Genomic DNA, 20,838 nt, shown 5'->3' with positions numbered 1-20,838 from the left:
CCCCCTCGGCCCCGTCCGGAGGCTCGCCCCAAGCCTGCGACGGGGCCGAGGAGGGCGGGGTCCTTCCTCAGCTGACGTCCTCGTCGACCCAGTCCAGCGACTTGGTCACCGCCTTCTGCCAGTTGCGGTAGTTGCGCTCCCGCTCCTCGGCAGGCATCTGCGGCTCCCAGCGCTTGTCCTCGGCCCACTTGGCGGTCAGCTCGTCGAGGTCGGACCAGAAGCCGACGGCCAGGCCGGCGGCGTAGGCGGCGCCCAGCGCGGTGGTCTCGGCGATCTTCGGCCGGATCACCGGGACGTCGAGCAGGTCGGCCTGGAACTGCATGAGCAGCTCGTTGCCGACCATGCCGCCGTCGACCCGCAGCTCGGTCAGGTCGACGCCGGAGTCGGCGTTCATCGCGTCCAGCACCTCGCGGGTCTGGTAGGCGGTCGCCTCCAGCACGGCCCGGGCCAGGTGCCCCTTGTTGACGTACCGGGTCAGCCCGACGACGGCGCCGCGGGCGTCGGCGCGCCAGTGCGGCGCGAACAGCCCGGAGAACGCCGGGACGAAGTACGCCCCGCCGTTGTCGTCGACCGAGCGGGCCAGGTCCTCGATCTCCGGGGCGCTCTTGATCATGCCGAGGTTGTCCCGGACCCACTGCACCAGCGAGCCGGTGACGGCGATCGACCCCTCCAGGGCGTACACCGGCTTGGCGTCGCCGAGCTGGTAGCACAGCGTGGTGAGCAGGCCGTTCTCCGAGGGGACGGCCTCCTCCCCGGTGTTGAGCAGCATGAAGTTGCCGGTGCCGTAGGTGTTCTTGGCCATCCCGCGCTCGAAGCAGACCTGGCCGAAGGTCGCCGCCTGCTGGTCGCCGAGCGAGCCGGCGATCGGCACGCCGCCCAGGAAGCCGGCCTTGCGGCCCCTGCCGTACTCCTCGGAGTTGGAGCGGATCTCCGGGAGCATGGACGTCGGGATGCCCATCTCCTCGGCGATGGACTCGTCCCAGGCGAGCGTCCGGTAGTCCATGAGCATCGTGCGCGAGGCGTTGGAGACGTCCGTGAGGTGCTGGCCGCCGTCGGCCCCGCCGGTCATGTTCCAGATCAGCCAGGAGTCGATGGTGCCCATGAGCAGCTCGCCGCGCTCGGCCCGCTCCCGGGCGCCGTCGACGTTGTCGAGGATCCAGCGCACCTTCGGGCCGGCGAAGTAGGTGGCCAGCGGCAGCCCGACCTTGTCCTTGTACCGGTCGGCGCCGCCGCCGAGCGCGCCGAGCTCGTCGATGATCTTCGTCGTGCGGGTGTCCTGCCAGACGATGGCGTTGTAGACCGGCTGCCCGGTCGCCCGGTCCCAGACGACGGCGGTCTCGCGCTGGTTGGTGATCCCGATGGCGACGATGTCGGAGGCGCCCGCGTCGCTGCGCGCTATCGCCTGCCCGACCACCTCGCGGGTGTTCCGCCAGATCTCCAGCGCGTCGTGCTCGACCCACCCGGCCCGCGGGAAGATCTGCTGGTGCTCCTTCTGCCCGACCGACACCACCGCGCCGTCGTGGTCGAAGATCATGCAGCGGGTGCTGGTGGTGCCCTGGTCGATGGCTACGACGTACTGCGGCATGGGGAGTTCCTCTCGATCGGAAGTGGTCAGAGCGGGACGTGCGACAGGCCGCCGGCGAGGACGGCACCGAGGAGCGGGCCGACGATCGGGACCCAGGCGTACCCCCAGTTGCTGTCCCCCTTGCCCCGGATCGGCAGGACGGCGTGGGCGATGCGGGGCCCGAGGTCGCGGGCGGGGTTGATGGCGTAGCCGGTGGGGCCGCCGAGGGAGGCGCCGATGCCGACGACCAGCAGGGCGACGGCCAGCGGGCCGAGCTGGGTGGGCGTGTCCCCGAACCGCAGGATGATGTAGACGAGCACGAACGTGCCCACCATCTCGCTGATCACGTTGTCCTTGACCGTGCCGGTGGCCGGCCCGGTCGCGAAGGTGCCCAGCTGGGTGCCGGCGGCCTCGGGGTCGTTGTAGTGCCCGTAGTACGCCAGGTAGGCCACGACCGCGCCGAGGAAGGCCCCGACCAGCTGCCCGGCGAAGTAGGTGAACGTGGTGGCGACGGTGACGGGGACGCCGATGGCGTACGTGTCGGTCCCGCTGACCAGCAGGCCGACGGTGACGGCCGGGTTGATGTGGGCACCGGAGCTCGCTCCGGCGAAGACGCCGGCGAAGACGGCGAGGCCCCAGCCGAAGATGATGACGATCCAGCCGCCGCCGTTGCCGAACGTCTTGGGCAGGGCGACGTTGGCGACCACCCCGACGCCGAGCAGCAACAGGATGCCGGTGCCGAGTACTTCACTCCCGAAGATGGTCCAGAGACCGAGGGTGTCCACGTGTAGGCGCTCCTCGAGGCGGGCCCGCCGTACAGCGGACCGTGGATGTCGGGGACGCGGCGGTGATCACCACCGCCGAGCCCGTTCTGCGGACCGTAGGAGGGCTCCTGTGACCTGGACAACAGTCGCGGTTCGACATCATCGGACGGTGACGATCACGGCGCGCCCCACGCGATGCTGAGCTGCACCGCGCGCTCCCAGCGCGGGTACTCCGCGGTCAGCGCCTGCGCCCGCCCGGGCGACGGCGTCCACTGCGCCGCGCGGTGCCAGTTGCGGCGCAGCGCGGCGACGTCGGACCAGACCCCGACCGCCAGACCCGCGGCGTACGCGGCACCGAGCGACACGGTCTCCCCGACCATCGGGCGCACCACCGGGGTGTCCAGCACGTCGGCGATGAACTGCATCAGCAGGTTGTTGGTGGTCATCCCGCCGTCCACCCGCAGCGCCGGCAGCGACAGCCCCGAGTCGGCCGCCATCGCCTGGATCACGTCCCGGGTCTGCCAGCCGGTGGCCTCCAGCACCGCCCGGGCCAGGTGCCCCTTGGTGACGTAGGAGGTCAGCCCGGCCACCAGCCCGCGGGCCTCGCCCCGCCAGTGCGGGGCCAGCAGGCCGGAGAACGCGGGGACGACGTAGCAGCCGCCGTTGTCCTCCACCGTGCGGGCCAGCGTCTCGACCTCCGGCGCGGTGCCGATCAGCCCGAGCCCGTCGCGCAGCCACTGCACCAGCGCGCCGGCGACGGCCACCGATCCCTCCAGCGCGTACCGGGGCGGCTCCCCGGCCAACTGGTACGCCACCGTGCTGATCGAGCCCGAGCGCGTGCGCACCAGTTCGGTGCCGGTGTTCTGCAGCAGGAAGCTCCCGGTGCCGTAGGTGCACTTGGCCTCCCCCGGCGCGAAGCACGCCTGCCCGAACAGCGCCGCCTGCTGGTCGCCGAGCGCCCCGGCGATGGGCAACGGCTGCGCGAGCGCGGTCGCCGGGCCCAGCACGCCGACCGAGGGCCGGATCTCCGGGAGCATCGGGGCGGGGATGCCGAAGAAGTCCAGCAGGTCCGGGTCCCAGCGGCAGGCGCGGACGTCCATCAGCAGGGTGCGGCTGGCATTGGTCACGTCGGTGACGTGCAGGCCACCGTCCGGCCCGCCGGTGAGGTTCCAGATGAGCCAGGTTTCCATCGTCCCGAACAGCAGTTCCCCGCGCTCCGCCCGTTCCCGGGCGCGGGGCACGTGCTCGAGGATCCAGCGCAGCCGCGGCCCGGAGAAGTAGCCGGCGATCGCCATGCCGCTGCGCTCGGGCACCAGCGGTGCCTCCGGGCGCGCGCCGAGCTCGGCGACCAGGTCCGCCGTCCGGGTGTCCTGCCAGACCAGGGCCCGCAGCACGGGCCGGCCAGTGGCCCGGTCCCAGACGACGGTGGTCTCCCGCTGGTTGGCGATGCCGAGGGCGACCACGGTGCCCGCACCACCGACGTCGGCCAGCACCTGGTCGGCGGTCCACCGGGTGTTCGCCCAGATCTCCATCGGGTCGTGCTCGACCCATCCCGGGCGGGGGAAGTACTGCCGGTGCTCCCGCTGCCGGACGGCGACCATGCGGCCACCGCGGTCGAAGACAAGGGAGCGGGTCGACGTCGTCCCCTGGTCCACGGCGAGGACGTACCGGTCAGGCACCGCCGTACCCCAGCTCCCGGGAGACGGCGGCGGCCGCATCGGTGACCATGCCGAGGAGCAGGCTCCGGGGCGCGCCACGGCCGTCGAACAACGAGGTCACGGGGCCGTTCACGCCCAGCGCGGCCACGACCGGCCCGCCGGGCCCCCGGACGGGGGCGGCGATGCACCCGCGGCCGGGCTCGTGCTCCCCCCGGTCGGCCGCCCAGCCGCGGACCCGCACCTCGGCCAGCCCGGCGGCGCGGTTCCCGGTGGCGGTCGCGGTCCGCGCCGGCCGGGGCTCGAGCGCGTGCGCCAGGAGGACCTTGCCCAGTCCCGTCGTCCGCGCGGGCAGCGCGACCCCCACCTCGAGCACCTGGGCCGAGTCGTCGGGCCGGAAGACGTGGTGGACGACGACCACCTGGTCCTCGCCGGCGAGCGTGGCCAGCCGCACCGTGTGCCCGCTGCGGGCGGCGAGTGCGTCGGCCCAGTTCGATGCGCGCGCGCGGAGCTCGTTGACGTCCAGGGAACTCCCCAGCCGCAGCAGGCCCGGGCCGATGCTGTACCGGCCGGTCGCCCGGTCCTGCGCCACGAACCCCACGTGCAGCAACGTGCGCAGCAGGCCGTGGGTGGTGGTCTTGGCCAGCCCGACGGTCTCGGCGATCTCGGTGACCCCGAGTGCGTTCCGCGCCCCGGCGATCACCTGCAGGATCGCCGCGGCCCGCTCGATGGACTGCACGGTGCCCGGCATGGCGCCCGACGGTAGGGCATCCGGGACGCTGTCGTTCCCTCTTCCGGTGCGACGATGTAGGACGCCGCACGTCGACGGGCGTCCGGGGTCGACCTACCGTGGCCGGTAGCCGGGGGTGGCGGAGGACGCCTGCCCCGCGGCGGAGAGCAGTGACACGGAGGTGCACCGGTGCCCCGGGCACCTCCCCAGCGCGTTCCCGTCCGGTGGGCGGGCATCCCCCGGGGAGTGCAGATGACGGCAGTACGCCCGCTCGGGCCGGAGCAGCGCGCCCAGGCCTGGGCCGAGCTCGCGGAGGAGGGCTTCGAGGTCCTCGTCGTCGGCGGCGGGGTGACCGGGGCCGGGGTGGCGCTGGACGCCGCCACCCGCGGTCTGCGCACGGCCCTGGTCGAGGCCCGCGACTTCGCCAGCGGCACCTCCTCCCGCTCCTCGAAGCTGTTCCACGGGGGTCTGCGCTACCTGGAACAGCTCGACTTCGGCCTGGTCCGGGAGGCGTTGCACGAGCGTGACCTGTCGGTCAACCGGCTCGCCCCGCACCTGGTCCGGCCGGTGCCCTTCCTGTACCCGCTGACCCACCACTGGGAGCGGCCCTACGTCGCGGCGGGGCTGACCCTCTACGACGGGCTGGCCCGGCTCGGCGCGCTCGCCGACCCGATGCCGGCGCAGAAGCACCTCACCCGCACCGGCGCCCGGCGGCTGTTCCCGGCGCTCAAGCCGGACTACCTCGTCGGCGCCATCCGCTACTTCGACGCCCAGGCCGACGACGCCCGGCACACGCTCACCGTGGCCCGCACCGCGGGGGCGTACGGGGCCACCGTGCTGAACTCCGCCGAGGTGGTCTCCTTCGCCCACGCCGGCGGCCGGGTCGTGGGGGCCCGGGTGCGGGACGTGGAGACCGGCCGGGAGGTCGACGTCCGGAGCGAGGTGGTGGTCAACGCCACCGGCGTGTGGACCGACGACATCCAGACGCTGGTCGGCGGGCGCGGGCGGTTCCACGTGCGGGCCAGCAAGGGCGTGCACGTCGTCGTCCCCCGCGACCGGATCAACGGGGAGACCGGGCTGATCCTGCGCACGGAGAAGTCGGTGCTCTTCGTCATCCCCTGGGGCAGCCACTGGATCATCGGGACGACCGACACCGACTGGGCGCTGGACAAGGCGCACCCGGCGGCCAGCAAGGCCGACATCGACTACATCCTCGAGCGGGTCAACGAGGTGCTGGCGGTGCCGATCACCCACGACGACATCACCGGCGTCTACGCCGGCCTGCGCCCGTTGCTGTCCGGCGAGAGCGAGTCGACCAGCCAGCTCTCCCGCGAGCACGCCGTCGCCCGCCCGATGCCCGGCGTGATCGCCGTGGCCGGCGGCAAGTACACGACGTACCGCCCGATGGCCGCGGACGCGGTGGACGCCGTGGCCGTGGACGTGAGCCGCACCGTGCCCCCGAGCGTCACGGAGAACATCCCCCTGGTGGGCGCCGAGGGGTACGCGGCGATGCTGAACTCCCTCGACGGCCTCTCCCGGCGGTGGGACATCCCCCGGTTCCGCGCCGAGCACCTGCTGAAGCGGTTCGGGTCCCTGACCCCCGACGTCCTCGCGCTGGCCGAGGGGCGACCCGAGCTGCTGGACCCGGTGCCCGGGGCCGAGGAGTACCTCATGGTCGAGATGGTGTGGGCGGCCGCGCACGAGGCGGCGCTGCACCTGGACGACCTGCTGGCCCGCCGGACGCGCATCTCCATCGAGACCGCCCACCGCGGTGTGGTGTGCGCCGAGCCGGTCGCCCGCGCGGTCGCCGACGTGCTGGGCTGGGACGAGCAGCGGATCGCCAACGAGGTGGCCAGCTACACCGCACGGGTGGAGGCCGAGCGCCGCTCGCAGACCGAACTGGGCGACCAGGAGGCCGACGCTGCCCGGGTGGCCGCGCCGGACACCCGCGCCATCGCGGTGGGCCGCGCCCTCGGCTGACCGCAGCCCGCCGCGGCCCTGCTCCGCGGAGGCGGGTCAGCGGCGGCGGCCGGCCCGGCGGCGGCGCGCCTTGTCGGCGTACATGTCGTCGTCGGCGGCCCGCACGACCCGCTCGTAGACCTCTTCCGGCTCCTCGCCGCCCCTGGCCGTGCCGATGCCGATGCTGATCCCCACGGGCACCCGGGTGCCGTCGAGGTCGAGCGGCTCGGTGACCGTGGTGCGCAGCCGGTCGGCCAGGGCCTCGGCGTCGCGGCGCTCGGTGTTCTCGCAGACGATGCTGAACTCGTCCCCGCCCAGGCGGGCCGCGGTGTCGCTGGCCCGCAGGACCGAGCGGAGCCGGTCGGCGAAGGAGACGAGGACCAGGTCACCCATCGGGTGGCCGAGCTCGTCGTTGATCGCCTTGAAGCCGTCGAGGTCGATGATCAGCACGCAGGTGGGGGTCTTCTCGCGACGGCCCCGGTCGAGCGCGTGCCGCAGCCGGTCCTGGAAGAGCAGCCGGTTGGGCAGGCCGGTGAGGGGGTCGTGCAGCGAGCGGTGCACCAGCTGCGCCTCGAGCGCCTTGCGCTCGGTGATGTCTTCCACGATCAGGACCAGGTGCGCCGCCTGCCCGTCGGGCGTCTCGGGCACCCAGGACGCGGTGATCTGCACCGGGATGTGCGAGCCGTCGGCCCGGGTGAGCCGGGTCTCGTGCCGCATCGCTCGGCCGGGCTCGGCGGTGAGGACGCCGTGCGCCTCCTGAGCAGCCGCGACGGCGTCGGGGTGGATCAGGTCCATCACCGAGCGCCCGTGCAGCTCCTCGGCGGAGCGGCCGACCATCTCCGCCAGTGCGGGGTTGACGTCGACGAGGAGGCCGCCAGGGGTCGTCAAGGCGATCCCCATCGGCGCGTTGGCGAAGACACTCCGCCGATCCGCCGGGGGCAGCGCGTCCGCCACCTCGCCCACTGCACACCTCCAGTGCCACCTCCATCTTGCGCGACGGGGACGACGGTTCGCTGGCCGGGCCGCCTGTCGCCGTTCCGAGACGCCTGATCGGGGGAACGACAGGGCGGAGGGGGAGGATGCGGGGGGACAACGTTGCCGGTGCCGAGGAGACGCAGATGAACGAGTTCGACCTGGTGCTGCCCAGCTCGGTCGACGTCCGCGAGGTGGGCATGCGCGACGGGCTGCAGCTGGAGGCACCCGTGCCGCTGGCCGGCAAGCTGGCGATGCTGGAGGCGCTGGTCGCCACCGGCGTCCGCCGGATCGAGGCGACGTCGTTCGTGTCCCCGAAGGCCGTGCCCGCGCTCGCCGACGCCGATCAGGTCGCCGCCGAGCTGGCGCGGTGGCCGGAGGTGCACTGGTCGGCCCTGGTCGCCAACCCGCGCGGTGCCGTCCGGGCGGTGGACGCCGGCGTCGCCGACCTCGAGTACGTCGTCTCGGCCTCCGACGGCCACAGCCGCGCCAACGCCGGGCGCGGCACCGCCGAGGCCGTCGCCGCGGTGGGCGAGATCGCCGCGCTGGCCCATGGCGCCGGTGGCTCGCTCGAGGTCATCATCGCCACCGCCTGGGACTGCCCGTTCGACGGCCGCACCCCCGTGGCCCGCACTGTCGACGTCGCCCGCGCCGCCGTCACCGCCGGCGCCGACCAGCTCTGCCTCGGTGACACCATCGGGACGACGACGCCGCTGCGGGTGGTCACCCTCCTCGACGCGGTCCGCCGGGCCTGCCCGGGCGTCCCCGTCGGCGTGCACTTCCACGACACCCGGGGTACCGGCCAGGCCAACGCGCTGGCCGCCGTGCAGGCCGGGGTCACCCAGCTGGACGCGTCGGTCGGCGGGCTGGGCGGCTGCCCGTTCGCCCCGGGCGCCAGCGGCAACATCGCGACCGAGGAGCTGGTCTACATGCTGGAGGAGTCCGGGGTGCGCACCGGCCTGGACCTCGACGCGCTGCTGGACGCTGCCCGGGTCACCGAGCAGGCCGTGGGCCACGAGCTGCCGAGCTCGCTGTACCGCGCCGGCGGCCGGTCGGTCCCGCGCTCCGGCGGAGCCCGCTGATGCCGGCCGACGCGGTCTCCGAGCCGCCGCGGATCGTCGATCCCCGGGTGATGCGGGACGTGCTCGGGCACTTCGCCTCCGGGGTCACCGTGGTCACCGCGGACACCCCCGACGGGCCGATCGGCTTCACCTGCCAGTCGTTCAGCTCGCTGTCACTGGACCCGCCGCTCGTTGCCCTCGCCCCGGCCCGCACCTCGCGCACCTGGGCCCGGCTGCGGGAGATCGGCCGGTTCTGCGTGAACGTGCTGGCCGAGGGGCAGGACGCCGTCTCGCAGAACTTCGCCCGGTCCAGCGCCGACAAGTTCGCCGGGGTCCCGTGGACGCCCAGCCCGCAGGGCTCGCCGGTGCTCGACGACGTCGTGGCCTGGATCGACGGGGAGCTGTGGGCCGAGTACGACGGCGGCGACCACACGATCGCCGTCGCCCGGGTGCTCGACCTGGGTGCGGCGCCCGACCGCCGTCCGCTGCTCTTCCACCGTGGCGCCTACGGCCTGCTGCGCAGCGACGGGGACTGACCGCGGTTCCCGTGCCGGCTCGGCGGTGACCTCCGAGCCGACCCGCCGGTCACCGGGCCGGCCGTCGGCGCCGCGCCAGCAGCGCCAGCCCGAGGACGGGCAGCACGAGCGGCACGTAGCCGTAGCCCCGGCCGTAGCCGGACCACACCGTCTCGTCGGGGAAGGCCGCTGGGTCGGCCACCGACAGGGTGCCCACGACCAGGACGCCGACCAGCTCGACGACGATGGCGGCCAGCGCGGTCCGTCGGCCGCCGCGCCCCCCGCGGGCCAGGCCCACGGTGGCCACCACGTAGACCGCCGCCGCGAACGCCGACAGCAGGTACGCCAGGGGAGCCTCGTCGAACCGGGTGGCCAGCTGCACGCCGGCGCGGGCCCCGGCCGCGAGGGCGAAGATCCCGTAGACCAGCACCAGCACGCGCGCCGGTCCGGCGGTGGTCCCCGTCGCGGCCGGCTCCGCGGGGCGGCCGAGCCCGCGCTCACGCACCGGTGGCCTCCCACAGCTGCAGCAGGCGCCAGAGCATGACGGCGACGGCGGCCGCCGCGACCGCCAGGACGGTGCCCGCCCAGCGGGTGCGCTCCGCCTGTGCCCACAGCACGCCGGCGACGGGGATGAGCAGCACGCCGAACAGGTAGCCCAGGAACGTCGGGGTGTCGGCAGGCGTGCCGTCCTCCATCCGCGCGAACGCGAGCACGGCCTGCACCACGAGCAGCGCCTCCAGCAGGCCCGCCCCGGCCAGGTGCAGGACGCCGATCCGCCGGCCGGCGGCGCTGGAAGCGAGTCCCAGCACGACCACGACCACGGCGACGACGGTGGCGGCGACGACGAGGACGGGCGTCACCGCAGCCCTCCGCGGGAGAGATCGGGTGCCGGCACGGGGTTCATCCTCCCGCCGGGCCGTCCGTACCCCGGGATCGGGGGCCCGTGTGCCCCCCGCTGGTGACTATCCGGGACCGGTATGACACCTTAGGCCCGCCTAACTAAGGCGTGCCTGACCTTTGTCGTGATCGGAGACCCATGCGTACCAGCGCCCGGCCGCTCGCCGCCCTCGCCCTGCCCCTCTCCGCCGTCCTGGCGCTGTCGGCCTGCGGCGGCGACGACACCGAGGCCGAGACCGCGTCGACCGGGGGCTCCGCCGAGGTCACGGTCACCCACGCGCAGGGCGAGACCACCGTGCCGGTCGACCCCGAGACGGTCGTGGTGTTCGACCTGGGCAGCCTGGCCACGCTGGACAGCCTCGGCGTCGAGGTCGACGGCGTGCCGGAGGCCGCCTACCCCGAGTCCCTGAGCCAGTACGGGGGCGACGAGTACGCGAAGGTCGGCTCGCTGTTCGAGCCCGACTACGAGGCCGTCAACGCCCTCGAGCCCGACCTGATCATCGTCGGTGGCCGGTCGGCCGCGGTGTACCCCGAGCTCGAGCAGATCGCGCCGACCATCGATCTCAGCGTGGACAACACGAACTTCCTGGAGTCCTTCACCGAGCGCACCACCGCCCTCGCCGAGGTCTTCGGCGAGGAGGACGCGGTGGCCGAGCGCCTCGAGGCGCTCGACGCGCGGACGGCCGAGGTCGCCGAGGCGGCCGAGGGCGCGGGCACGGGCCTGATCGTCCTCACCACCGCCGGCGAGGTCAGCGCCTACGGCCCCGGCTCGCGGTTCGGTGGGCTGATCCACGACGTCCTGGGCGTGGCCCCGGCCGACGCGAACGTCAGCGACGCCACCCACGGTGACGCGATCTCCTTCGAGTTCATCGCCGAGACCAACCCGGACATCCTCTACGTCATCGACCGGGACGCCGCCATCGGCGAGGCCGGCGAGGCGGCCGAGCAGGTGCTGGACAACGACCTGGTCCGCAGCACGACGGCGTGGCAGGACGACGCCGTCTACTACCTCGACTCGACCGACTGGTACCTCACGCCGAACGGGCTGCCGTCGGTGGAGGCGATGGTCGAGGAGATCGCGGCCAGCGTCGAGTGACGCGACGAGCATGACCGGCACGCTCTCTCCGCGCGGCGCCGCACCTGCCTCCTCCGGGGCGGTGCGGCGCCGCCGCGGCGTGCAACGGTGGCACATCGCGGTGGCGCTCCTGCTGCTGGCCGCCGCCTCGTTCGGCTCGCTGTTCATCGGGGTCAGCGACCTCACGCCGCTGGACCTCCTCGACCCCGACGAGGCGCAGGTGCGGGTGTTCCTCACCAGCCGGGTGCCCCGGCTGCTGGCGATCCTGCTGGCCGGCTCGGCGACGGCGGTGGCGGGCCTGGTCATGATGTCGCTGACCCGCAACCGGTTCGTCTCGCCGCAGACCGCCGGCACCACCGAGTGGGTGGGGCTGGGGCTGGTCGTCGCCACGCTGTGGTTCGGCGGCGCCTCGCTGCTCGGCAAGATGACGATCGCGACGGTGTTCTCGCTGGCCGGCACCTTCTTCTTCGTCTGGCTGCTGCGCCGCATGGTGCTCACCGACATCCTCGTGGTGCCGCTCGTCGGCATCCTGCTCGGTGGCGTGGTCAGCGCCGCCGCGGCCTTCCTCGCGTACCGGTTCGACCTGCTGCAGTCCATCGACGCCTGGATGAACGGCGACTTCTCCGGCGTGCTGTCGGGCCGCTACGAGCTGCTGTACCTGGTGCTGGCCGCGACCGTGGTGGCCTACCTCTTCGCCGACCGGTTCTCCGCGGCCGGCATGGGCGAGAACTTCGCGATCAACCTGGGCGTCTCGTACACGAAGGTGGTCACGACCGGGCTGGCCATCGCCTCGGTGGTGACCGCCATCGTGGTGGTGACCGTGGGCAACATCCCGTTCCTGGGCCTCGTCGTCCCCAACATCGTCACGCTGGCGATGGGGGACAACCTGCGCCGCGTGCTGCCGGTGACGGCCCTGACGGGAGCGGCCTTCGTGCTGGTCTGCGACGTCCTCGGCCGGATCATCCGCTACCCCTACGAGGTCCCCGTCGGCATGGTCGGCGGGGTCATCGGCGGGGTGCTGTTCATCGCGCTGCTGCTGCGGGCGCGCAGCCGGGGGGTCTCGTGAGCGTCCTGGACCGCACCGGGTCACCGACCGCGGCGCAGCAGGCGACCCGCCGGCGTCGCACGCTGGTCGTGCTGGCGGTGCTCGCCGTCGTCGCCGTCGCCGCCTTCCTGACCGTCGGGGTGAGCGGGTCCTGGAGCTTCGCGCTGCAGATGCGCGGCCGGCGGGTCGCGGCGATGGTCGTGGTCGGGGTGGCGATCGCGGTGTCGACCGTGCTGTTCCAGACGGTCGCGAACAACCGGATCCTCACCCCCGAGATCATGGGGTTCGACCGGCTCTTCGTGCTGATCCAGACCCTCGGCGTCTTCCTGCTCGGCGCCTCGACGGTCACCTCGACCGACCCGCGGCTGCGGTTCCTGGTCGAGGTCGTCGTGCTGGTCGCCTTCGGCGCGGGCCTCTACCGCCTCCTGTTCGGGCGCACCGCGCGCGACGTGTACGTCCTGGTGCTGCTCGGCGTGGTGCTCGGCGGCCTCTTCCTCAGCCTCACGCTGCTGGTCTCCCGGCTCATCGACCCCAACGAGTTCCTCACGCTGCAGGACCTGATGTTCGCCAGCTTCAACTCCGTCGACGTGCGGCTGCTGACGCTGTCGGCGGTGGTCGTCGGGCTGGTCACGGTCGCGGTGTGGCGGCTGCTCCCCCGGCTGGACGTCGTCGCGCTCGGCCGGGACACCGCGATCGGCCTGGGCGTCGAGCACCGGCGGGTGGTCAACCGGGCGCTGCTGGCGGTGGCGGTGCTCGTGGGCGTCGCCACGGCGCTCGTCGGCCCGGTGACGTTCCTGGGGCTGCTCGTGGCGAACCTCGCCCGCCAGCTGCTGGGCACCCACCGGCACGCCTGGGTGCTGCCCGGGGCGGCGCTGCTCGCGGTGCTCGCCCTGGTGGGCGGCCAGCTGGTGCTCGAGCGGGTGTTCGGTTTCAACTCGGCGCTGAGCATCGTCATCAACTTCGTGGGCGGGATCGTCTTCATCGCCCTCCTCGTCCGGGAGCCCCGTCAGTGAGGGAGCACGGCCAGTGATCGAGATCGAGAGCGTCTGCAAGTCCTACGGCGGCACCCGTGTGGTCGACGACGTCTCGCTGACCGTCCCCGCCGGCGGCATCACCTCGCTGATCGGCGCCAACGGCGCGGGCAAGTCGACGCTGCTGTCGGTCGCGGCGCGGCTGCTGCCCCCCGACAGCGGCCGGGTGCTCGTCGACGGCATGGACGTCGCCCGGACGCCGGGTCCGGTGCTGGCCCGCCGGCTGGCGGTGCTGCGCCAGGAGAACTCGATGACCGTGCGGCTGACCGTCCGCGAGCTCGTGGCCTTCGGCCGCTTCCCGCACTCGGGTGGGCGGCTGACCGCCGAGGACCGCGCGCGCATCGACGAGGCGCTGGACTGGTTCGAGCTCGGCCCGTTGGCCGATCGGCACCTGGACCAGCTCTCCGGTGGGCAGCGCCAGCGCGCGTACGTCGCGATGGTGATGTGCCAGGGCACCGACTACGTGCTGCTCGACGAGCCGCTGAACAACCTGGACATGCGGCACGCCGTCCAGATGATGCGGATGCTCCGGGGCATGGCCGACGAGCTGGGCCGCACCGTCGTCCTCGTGGTGCACGACGTGAACGTCGCCTCGGCCTACTCCGATCGCATCGTCGCGATGCGCGACGGCCACCTCGTCGCCGCCGGGCCCACCGCCGAGCTGATGACCCCGGAGCTGCTGCGGAAGGTGTTCGACGTCGAGGTGGACGTCCACGACCTCGGTGGGCGGCGGGTCGCGGTCCCGTGGAGTTGAGCCCACCGTCGCCGGGATCGCCGCCCCCGCTGTTGATCAGGTGACCTGATCGTCCGGGGTCCTGGCTCACGGTGGACGGTGAGCCAGGACCCCGTCAGGTGAGCCAGGATGCGGCGGGTCGGGACGGCGGCCCCTGCTTCGTCGTTCCACGTGGAACCGCGCGTGAGGTGCGCCACGACCGCCCCGCCCGGGGGAATCTCGACGAGCGGATTGCCGCCGAGAGGGGTTAGATCATCTTGCATGTGCGGCCTCAGTGGCGAGATCACGTTCGACGGTTCGATGGCCGACACGACAGCGGTCACCCGCATGGTCGAGTCCCTGGTCCCCCGCGGTCCGGACGGCCAGGGCTTCTGGAGCAACGGGCGGATCACCTTCGGGCACCGCCGGCTCTCGGTCATCGACCTCACCACCTGCGGGTCCCAGCCGATGGTCGACAACGAGCTGGGCCTGACCGCGGTCTTCAACGGCTGCATCTACGACTACCAGGAGCTGCGGGCCGAGCTCGAGGGCCACGGCTACCGGTTCTTCTCGCACAGCGACACCGAGGTGATCCTCAAGGGCTACCACCACTGGGGCACCGACGTCGTCTCGCACCTGCACGGCATGTTCGCCTTCGTCATCGCCGAGCGGGACACCGGCCGGGTGGTCATGGCGCGCGACCGGCTGGGCATCAAGCCCCTGTACCTCTCCGAGACGCCGGGCAAGCGGCTGCGGTTCGCCTCCACCCTCCCGGCCCTGCTGCGCGCCGGTGAGGTCGACACCTCCGTCGACCCGGTCGCCCTGCACCACTACCTGACCTGGCACGCCGTGGTCCCCGCGCCCCGGACGATCCTCAACGGCGTGCGCAAGCTGCCGCCGGCCACCGTCCGGGTCATCGAGCCCGACGGCACCAGCCGCGAGCACCGCTACTGGGAGGCCACCTACGAGCGCCGTCCCGAGCACGCGAACTGGTCCGCTCGCGACTGGGAGGACGCGATCGAGGAGGCGCTGCGGGTCGCCGTCCGGCGCCGCCTGGTCGCGGACATCCCGGTCGGCGTGCTGCTCTCCGGCGGGCTGGACTCGAGCCTGATCGTCGGCCTGCTGGCCCAGGAGGGCCAGACCGGGCTGGCCACCTACTCCATCGGCTTCGAGTCCGTCGGTGGCCGCGAGGGCGACGAGTTCCAGTACTCCGACGTCATCGCCGAGCGCTTCGCCACCGATCACCACCGCATCCGCGTCGGCTCCGACGAACTGGCCGGCTCGCTCGGGCACGCCATCGGTGCCATGGCCGAGCCGATGGTCAGCCACGACGTCGTCGCCTTCGACCTCCTCTCGGAACGGGTCAGCCAGTCGATCCGGGTGGTGCAGTCGGGCCAGGGTGCCGACGAGGTCTTCGCCGGTTACCACTGGTACCCGCCGCTGGCCGGCGTGGACCGCGACGAGGCGGTGCGCACCTACGCGAAGGCCTTCTTCGACCGCGACCACGCGCAGATGCGGCACGTGGTCTCCGGCCGGTACGCGCTCGACCAGGACCCGAGCCTGGCCTTCGTGCGCGAGCACATGTCCGCGCCCGGGGCCGAGACGGCCGTCGACGCCGCGCTGCGGCTGGACAGCGAGGTCATGCTCGTCGACGACCCGGTGAAGCGGGTGGACAACATGTCCATGGCCTGGGGCCTGGAGGCCCGGGTGCCGTTCCTCGACCACGACCTCGTGGAGCTCGCGGCCCTCTGCCCGCCGGAGCTGAAGCTGGCCGACGGCGGCAAGGGCATCCTCAAGGCCATCGGACGGCGCATCATCCCGCCGGAGGTCATCGACCGGCCCAAGGGCTACTTCCCCGTGCCCGCGATCACCCACCTGCAGGGCAAGGTGCTGGACCTGGTGCGGGACGCCCTCTCCAGCGATGCGGCCCGGGACCGCGGGCTGTTCCGTCCCGAGTACGTGCGGGAGCTGCTCGCCGACCCGAACGGCGAGCTGACGCCGTTGCGCGGGAACAAGCTCTGGCAGCTGGGCCTGCTGGAGCTGTGGCTGCAGACGCACTCGGTCTGAGGGAGATGACCATGGCACCCCGGCTCGCCGGCCACCGACGCCGGACTGCGGTGGCCAGCACGCCCGCGCTGACCGACCACTCGTGGCGGGAGCCGTCGGAGCACCAGCTGCAGGGCATGCAATCCGACGTCGTGCTCGACATGGGGTGGGGGCGGCTGGTCTACGGCCAGACCTTCTCCGACCTGGAGGGCATCGTCGACGCGCTGCGCGCCGAGGAGACCGGCGAGCGCGACATCTGCATCTACCCTCGGGACCCGCACGTGCTGGTGGGGCTCGCACCCGACGAGCTGTTCATCGACCCGAGCTACACCTACCGGCTGGACCTGCACCGCTACCGGGCGCGGCACGAGCTGATCCGGGGGGTGTTCGTCCGCACCGCGACCTCGCGCGCGGACATGGACCGGATCAACGAGATCTACGCGCTCAACGGCATGGTCGTGGGCGACGCCGACGTCATGTGGCGCAACCACCGCACGCGCTGCTTCACGTACCTGGTGGCCGAGGACCGGCGGACGGGCGCCATCGTCGGCACGGTCACCGGGGTCGACCACGTCCTGGCCTTCGACGACCCCGAGGGCGGCACCAGCCTGTGGTGCCTGGCCGTGCACAACCAGGACGCCCCGCCCGGGACGGGTGAGGCGCTGGTGCGGGTGCTCGCCGAGCGCTACGTCGGCCGTGGCCGTTCCTACCTCGACCTCTCCGTCATGCACGACAACAGCGGCGCCATCGCGCTGTACCGCAAGCTCGGGTTCACCCGGGTGTCGGCGGTCTGCGTCAAGCGGAAGAACCCGATCAACACGCCGCTGTTCGCCGCCCGGCCGCCCGGCCTGGAGAACCTGAACCCCTACGCGCTGATCATCGCCGAGGAGGCGCTGCGCCGGGGCATCCGGGTGGAGGTCACCGACGCCGAGTGGGGCGAGATGCGGCTGTCGGTCGGTGGCCGGACCGTGCTCACCCGCGAGTCGCTCTCGGAGTTCACCACCGCGGTCGCGATGAGCCGCTGCGACGACAAGCGCGTCACCCGCCGCATCATGGAGCGGGCGGGGGTCCGGGTGGCCCGGGGCGCCCGCGCCACCGCGGAGGACCTGGCGGCCGCCTCCGCCCTGCTGCGCGAGGTGGACGCCGTCGTCGTCAAGCCCGCGCGGGGAGAGCAGGGCAAGGGCATCACCGTCGGGGTCAAGGGGGACGCCGCCCTGCAGCGCGCCGTCCACCACGCGGCCCAGTTCTGCCCCGACGTCCTCGTGGAGGAGCTGGTGCCCGGCCAGGACCTGCGGGTGGTCGTCATCGACCGGGAGGTGGTCGCGGCCGCGGTCCGGCGGCCCGCGGAGATCATCGGCGACGGCCGGAGCACCGTCGCCGACCTGGTCCGCTCCACCAGCCGCCGCCGGGAGCGGGCGACCGGTGGCGAGTCACGGATCCCGCTGGACGACACCACCGTCGAGGTCATCGCCGCGGCCGGCTACGACATGGACGACGTCCCGCGCAACGGCGAGCGGATCCAGGTGCGGCGGACGGCGAACCTGCACACCGGGGGCACGATCGAGGACGTCACCGACCGGCTGCACCCGGAGATCGCCGATGCCGCGGTGCGCGCCGCCACGGCGCTGGACATCCCGGTGACGGGGATCGACTTCCTCGTGCCCGACGTCGGCGGGCCCGACTACGTGTTCATCGAGGCCAACGAACGGCCGGGGCTGGCCAACCACGAGCCCCAGCCGACCGCGGAGCGCTTCGTCGACCTGCTCTTCCCGGAGACCCGCCGCCGCGGCTGACGCCCGGGCCGGGATCAGACCCGGCGCCGCCGCACGCGCTCGGCGGCGAGGGCCAGGGTCGGCCCCGGGTCGCGGGCGTCCCAGACGCTGGAGACGGCGCCCGGGAACCAGCGCAGGACCGAGGCGCCGTCGGCGAGCAGTCCACCCCGGCGCTCGGCCGCGGCCCGCCGCAAGTCGCCCGCCGTCCAGAGGTAGCGCACCCCGGCGGTCCCGTCGGGCAGCGGCGGCAGCGGCAGCCCGAGCGCCTGCCGTGCCCAGGCGTCCGGGAGGTTGGGCCCGGCCGCGGTCGACAGGGCCATCGACCCGAAGAACCGGCCGTTGAGGTCGATCAGCCGCAGGCCACCGTCATCGTCGCGCAGGAACTGCAGCTGCACGAGCCCCGACCAGCCCAGCCCGGTCAGCAGCCGGGTCGCACCGGCGGCGAGCTCCTCGTCGACCGGCACGGTGACGGCGCGGCTGGTGACCCCGCTCGGCGTCGGCCACAGCCGCAGCGCGCGTTGCTGAACGCGCCCGTGGAGCCGGCCCTCGTGCAGCAGCCCGACCAGCGCCTCCAGCTCCCCGTCGACGGGTTCCTGCAGCAGCGCCTCGAAGCCCGCGTCCTGCAGGAGCCGGACCCGGGGCCGTGCCTGCTCGACATCGGGGTAGCGGCGCGCCTCGATGCGCAGCCGCTGCCGCAGACCCGGCTGCCAGTGGGCGCGGCACTTCACCACGACCGGTCCGGTCCAGCCGGCGAGCGCGGCCGGGGTCGCCAGCTCCGTGCGGGGGGAGGGCAGCCCCGCGTCGGTGGCGCGCTGCGCCAGCTCGGCCTTGTCGAGCGCGGCCAGGGCGACCTCGGCCGGCGGGTGGACGACCACTGCGGGCACCGATCCCGCGCTGACCGCCAGGGCCGCCATCCAGTCATCGCCGCTGCCGAAGACGACGTCGTACCCGCCCCCGGCGACGGCGCGCCGGACCGCCGCCACGAAGTCGTCCATGTGCCCGCGCGGGCGGGGTACGTGGTGGGTCCGCCGGCTGGAGCGGGAGGCGGCGACCATGCCACCCGCGTCGGGCGACCCGACGCCGACGTGCCAGCCGGCCCGGTCGAGCGCGCGGACGGCCGCCAGCGCCCCGCGGTCCCGGCTCGACGTGAGCACGAGCGCGCGACCGGCAGAAGGCATCGCGCAACCCTATGAGGTCGGGTCGGGCTGCGGGTGGGTGCCCCGTCCCGCCCGCCCGCACGGGGGAGGTCGGTGGGCGGCTCAGGAGACCGGGCGCCGCAGACGGCGGCGTGCGAGGTCGCGCAGCTCGCCCAGCTCCGGCCCGCGCAACGCGGCCAGGGCGGCGGCGTAGACGGCGGCCCCCACGAGGCCTCCCGAGACGATCTGACCGGCCGCGGTCAGCGTGTCCGCCGGCTCGCCCGCCCACCCCGAGAGCACGGCCGTGGCGGCGAGCCCCCCGGCGGCTGCCGCCGCGGAGGTGCGCGCGACCGTCCCCACCAGTGCCCGCGGGGTGACAGCGGCGTGCCGGCGCGCGAGGAGGGCCACGGCGAGCGCCGCCGCCAGCAGCAGGGACAGGCTCGTCGACGCCGCCAGGCCCGCGATGCCGAAGGCGACCCCCAGGGTGAGGTCGCCGACGACGTTGACGACCATGGCGGCCACGGCGACGACCGTGGGGGTCCGGCTGTCCCCGACCGCCAGGCTGGCCCGAGCGGTGGTGGACCGGAGCGCGATGCCGAGGACCGCCGCGGCCGAGAAGGCGACGGCGGTGGCCGTCGCCGTCACCGCGGCCTGGTCGAAGTCGCCCCGGCCGTACAGGAACTGGACGACCGGCCGGGCCAGCACGACCAGCGCGGCGACCACGGGGACCAGCAGGGCGACGAGCAGCCGTGACGTGCGGTCCACGAGGGCGCGCAGGTCGGCCCGGCGGTCGGGTGCGCCCACGGCGCTGAACGTCGGGTACAGCGCGGCCACGACCGTCGCGACGAGCAGCGCGTCGACGAGGTGGATCACGCGGAAGCCGAGGCTCAGCGCGGTGATGACGCCCTCCCCCTGCGCCGAGCCGACGGCCCGGTCCACGAGCGTGTTGACGTTGAGGACCGCGCTGCCGACCAGCAGGGGCGGGGTCAGCCGGAGGACCTCGCGGACGTCCGGATCGCGCAGGGCCAGCCGGGGCCGCAGCCGCATGCCGGCGGCGCGGACGGCAGGGAGCTGGACGAGCATGCGGACGGCGGAGCCGACGACGAAGCCGACCGCGAGCGCCTCGATCCCGAAACGCGCGCCCGCCCAGAGCGCCGCGCCGATCATGACGAGGTTGAAGGGGACGCCCTGCAGCCCGGAGGCGAAGAAGCGGCCGTGGGCCTGGCAGGCGGCCGCGAGGATGTCCGTGGCGGCGATGAAGACGGCGGCGACGAGCACGATGCGGGTGAGCTCGACGGTCAGCGCTGCTGTCGCCTCGTCGAAGCCGGGGGCCAGCACCGCGACCACCTGCTCGGCGGCCAGGAACATCAGCACCGAACCGGCGACGAGCACCAGCGTGCCGAGGGTCAGCACCGTGCGCACCGTGCGATCGGCCCGCGGGCCGTCGTCCGCGGCCACCGCACGGGCGACGGGGGGCACCACTGCCCGCGCCAGCGCGCCGGCGACCAGCGCGAGCACCAGGTTCATGACGCCCTGGGCGACGAGGTAGGCGTCGAGCGCCGCGCCGGCACCGAAGACGGCGGCGATGACGGCGTCCCGGACGAACCCGAGGAGCTGGCTGACGGCGGTGAGGGAGATCAGGAGCGTCGCCGCGCGTGCCACTCCCCCGCGCCGGGGCCCGCGCCGGGCGTCCCCGGATGGGGGTCCCCCGTCACGCGTCACGGGGTCCGATCATGACGGTCGACCGGGCCGGGGCTGCACCGGACCCGCCGCCACCCTCGACCTCATCGGTGATCAGGTGACCTGATCGCCGGGGGGGGGGGGGGGGGGGGGGGGGGGGGGGGGGGGGGGGGGGCGGGGGGGGGGGGGGGGGGGGGGGGGGGGTCGGCGTCTTGGGGGGGGGT

General features: G+C 73.8%; 18 protein-coding genes. 9 read left to right on the top strand and 9 right to left on the bottom strand.

What is annotated here, in order from left to right; translation table 11 throughout:
- Window positions 1-67 precede the first annotated feature (67 nt).
- The 4 genes from glpK (ACI8AG_RS03745) to ACI8AG_RS03730 all read right to left on the bottom strand — a co-directional run bounded on the left by glpK (ACI8AG_RS03745) (window position 68) and on the right by ACI8AG_RS03730 (window position 4,734).
- Window positions 68-1,585: a glycerol kinase GlpK gene (gene glpK, locus ACI8AG_RS03745; protein WP_456595969.1), complete on the bottom strand. Its 1,518-nt coding sequence runs from the start codon at window positions 1,583-1,585 to the stop codon at window positions 68-70.
- A 26-nt stretch (window positions 1,586-1,611) separates the two neighbouring features.
- Window positions 1,612-2,349, bottom strand: coding sequence for an MIP/aquaporin family protein (locus tag ACI8AG_RS03740; RefSeq protein WP_456595968.1), 738 nt, complete (start codon window positions 2,347-2,349; stop codon window positions 1,612-1,614).
- 155 nt (window positions 2,350-2,504) lie between these two features.
- On the bottom strand, window positions 2,505-4,007 hold the full coding sequence (glpK, locus tag ACI8AG_RS03735; protein WP_456589648.1) for a glycerol kinase GlpK: 1,503 nt from the start codon (window positions 4,005-4,007) through the stop codon (window positions 2,505-2,507).
- A complete protein-coding gene (locus tag ACI8AG_RS03730; RefSeq protein ID WP_456595967.1) occupies window positions 4,000-4,734 on the bottom strand; it encodes an IclR family transcriptional regulator in 735 nt (244 codons plus the stop codon). The genes glpK (ACI8AG_RS03735) and ACI8AG_RS03730 overlap by 8 nt, the downstream gene beginning before the upstream one ends.
- A gap of 231 nt (window positions 4,735-4,965) precedes the next feature.
- Between ACI8AG_RS03730 and ACI8AG_RS03725 the strand changes: the two genes are divergently transcribed.
- A complete protein-coding gene (locus tag ACI8AG_RS03725; RefSeq protein ID WP_456595966.1) occupies window positions 4,966-6,693 on the top strand; it encodes a glycerol-3-phosphate dehydrogenase/oxidase in 1,728 nt (575 codons plus the stop codon).
- A gap of 36 nt (window positions 6,694-6,729) precedes the next feature.
- On the opposite strand, the gene ACI8AG_RS03720 is transcribed toward ACI8AG_RS03725, so the two are convergent.
- Window positions 6,730-7,635 carry a GGDEF domain-containing protein gene (locus ACI8AG_RS03720; protein ID WP_456595965.1) on the bottom strand — a complete coding sequence of 302 codons (906 nt, stop codon included), beginning with the start codon at window positions 7,633-7,635 and terminating at the stop codon, window positions 6,730-6,732.
- A gap of 155 nt (window positions 7,636-7,790) precedes the next feature.
- On the opposite strand from ACI8AG_RS03720, the gene ACI8AG_RS03715 reads away from it, so the two are divergent.
- The gene (locus ACI8AG_RS03715; protein ID WP_456595964.1) at window positions 7,791-8,726 is read left to right on the top strand and encodes a hydroxymethylglutaryl-CoA lyase; all 936 of its coding nucleotides are present in this window, start codon (window positions 7,791-7,793) and stop codon (window positions 8,724-8,726) included.
- A complete protein-coding gene (locus tag ACI8AG_RS03710; RefSeq protein WP_456595963.1) occupies window positions 8,726-9,241 on the top strand; it encodes a flavin reductase family protein in 516 nt (171 codons plus the stop codon). The genes ACI8AG_RS03715 and ACI8AG_RS03710 overlap by 1 nt, the downstream gene beginning before the upstream one ends.
- Before the next feature lie 49 nt (window positions 9,242-9,290).
- Here ACI8AG_RS03710 and ACI8AG_RS03705 read toward each other — a convergent pair whose 3' ends face one another.
- Complete coding sequence (locus ACI8AG_RS03705; RefSeq protein ID WP_456595962.1) at window positions 9,291-9,725, bottom strand: hypothetical protein; 435 nt, start codon at window positions 9,723-9,725, stop codon at window positions 9,291-9,293.
- Entirely contained in the window at window positions 9,718-10,080 is a 363-nt protein-coding gene (locus tag ACI8AG_RS03700) for a hypothetical protein (protein WP_456595961.1), read from the bottom strand. Before ACI8AG_RS03700 ends, ACI8AG_RS03705 begins: the two co-directional genes overlap by 8 nt.
- 176 nt (window positions 10,081-10,256) lie before the next feature.
- Between ACI8AG_RS03700 and ACI8AG_RS03695 the strand changes: the two genes are divergently transcribed.
- The 6 genes from ACI8AG_RS03695 (at window position 10,257) to ngg (ending at window position 17,819) form a co-directional block, all read left to right on the top strand.
- On the top strand, window positions 10,257-11,213 hold the full coding sequence (locus tag ACI8AG_RS03695) for a siderophore ABC transporter substrate-binding protein (protein ID WP_456595960.1): 957 nt from the start codon (window positions 10,257-10,259) through the stop codon (window positions 11,211-11,213).
- Window positions 11,214-11,223: 10 nt separating this feature from the next.
- Entirely contained in the window at window positions 11,224-12,258 is a 1,035-nt protein-coding gene (locus ACI8AG_RS03690) for an ABC transporter permease (protein WP_456595959.1), read from the top strand.
- Entirely contained in the window at window positions 12,255-13,250 is a 996-nt protein-coding gene (locus ACI8AG_RS03685; protein ID WP_456595958.1) for an iron chelate uptake ABC transporter family permease subunit, read from the top strand. Before ACI8AG_RS03690 ends, ACI8AG_RS03685 begins: the two co-directional genes overlap by 4 nt.
- Before the next feature lie 13 nt (window positions 13,251-13,263).
- Window positions 13,264-14,022: an iron ABC transporter ATP-binding protein gene (locus ACI8AG_RS03680; RefSeq protein WP_456589659.1), complete on the top strand. Its 759-nt coding sequence runs from the start codon at window positions 13,264-13,266 to the stop codon at window positions 14,020-14,022.
- Between the two features lie 240 nt (window positions 14,023-14,262).
- Window positions 14,263-16,047 carry an N-acetylglutaminylglutamine amidotransferase gene (locus tag ACI8AG_RS03675; protein ID WP_456590143.1) on the top strand — a complete coding sequence of 595 codons (1,785 nt, stop codon included), beginning with the start codon at window positions 14,263-14,265 and terminating at the stop codon, window positions 16,045-16,047.
- Between the two features lie 11 nt (window positions 16,048-16,058).
- Window positions 16,059-17,819 (top strand): N-acetylglutaminylglutamine synthetase, encoded by a 1,761-nt coding sequence (gene ngg, locus ACI8AG_RS03670; protein ID WP_456590144.1) that lies wholly within the window; start codon window positions 16,059-16,061, stop codon window positions 17,817-17,819.
- Window positions 17,820-17,833: 14 nt separating this feature from the next.
- On the opposite strand, the gene ACI8AG_RS03665 is transcribed toward ngg, so the two are convergent.
- A complete protein-coding gene (locus ACI8AG_RS03665) occupies window positions 17,834-18,976 on the bottom strand; it encodes an ATP-grasp domain-containing protein (protein WP_456595957.1) in 1,143 nt (380 codons plus the stop codon).
- 81 nt (window positions 18,977-19,057) lie between these two features.
- Window positions 19,058-20,596, bottom strand: a complete 1,539-nt coding sequence (gene murJ, locus ACI8AG_RS03660; protein WP_456595956.1) for a murein biosynthesis integral membrane protein MurJ — start codon at window positions 20,594-20,596, stop codon at window positions 19,058-19,060.
- Between the last annotated feature and the right edge of the window lie 242 nt (window positions 20,597-20,838).

This window comes from Blastococcus sp. SYSU DS0552 (genome assembly GCF_054050815.1).
The sequence above is the reverse complement of the archived record's forward strand: the minus strand, read 5'-3'. Positions and strand labels throughout refer to the sequence as shown.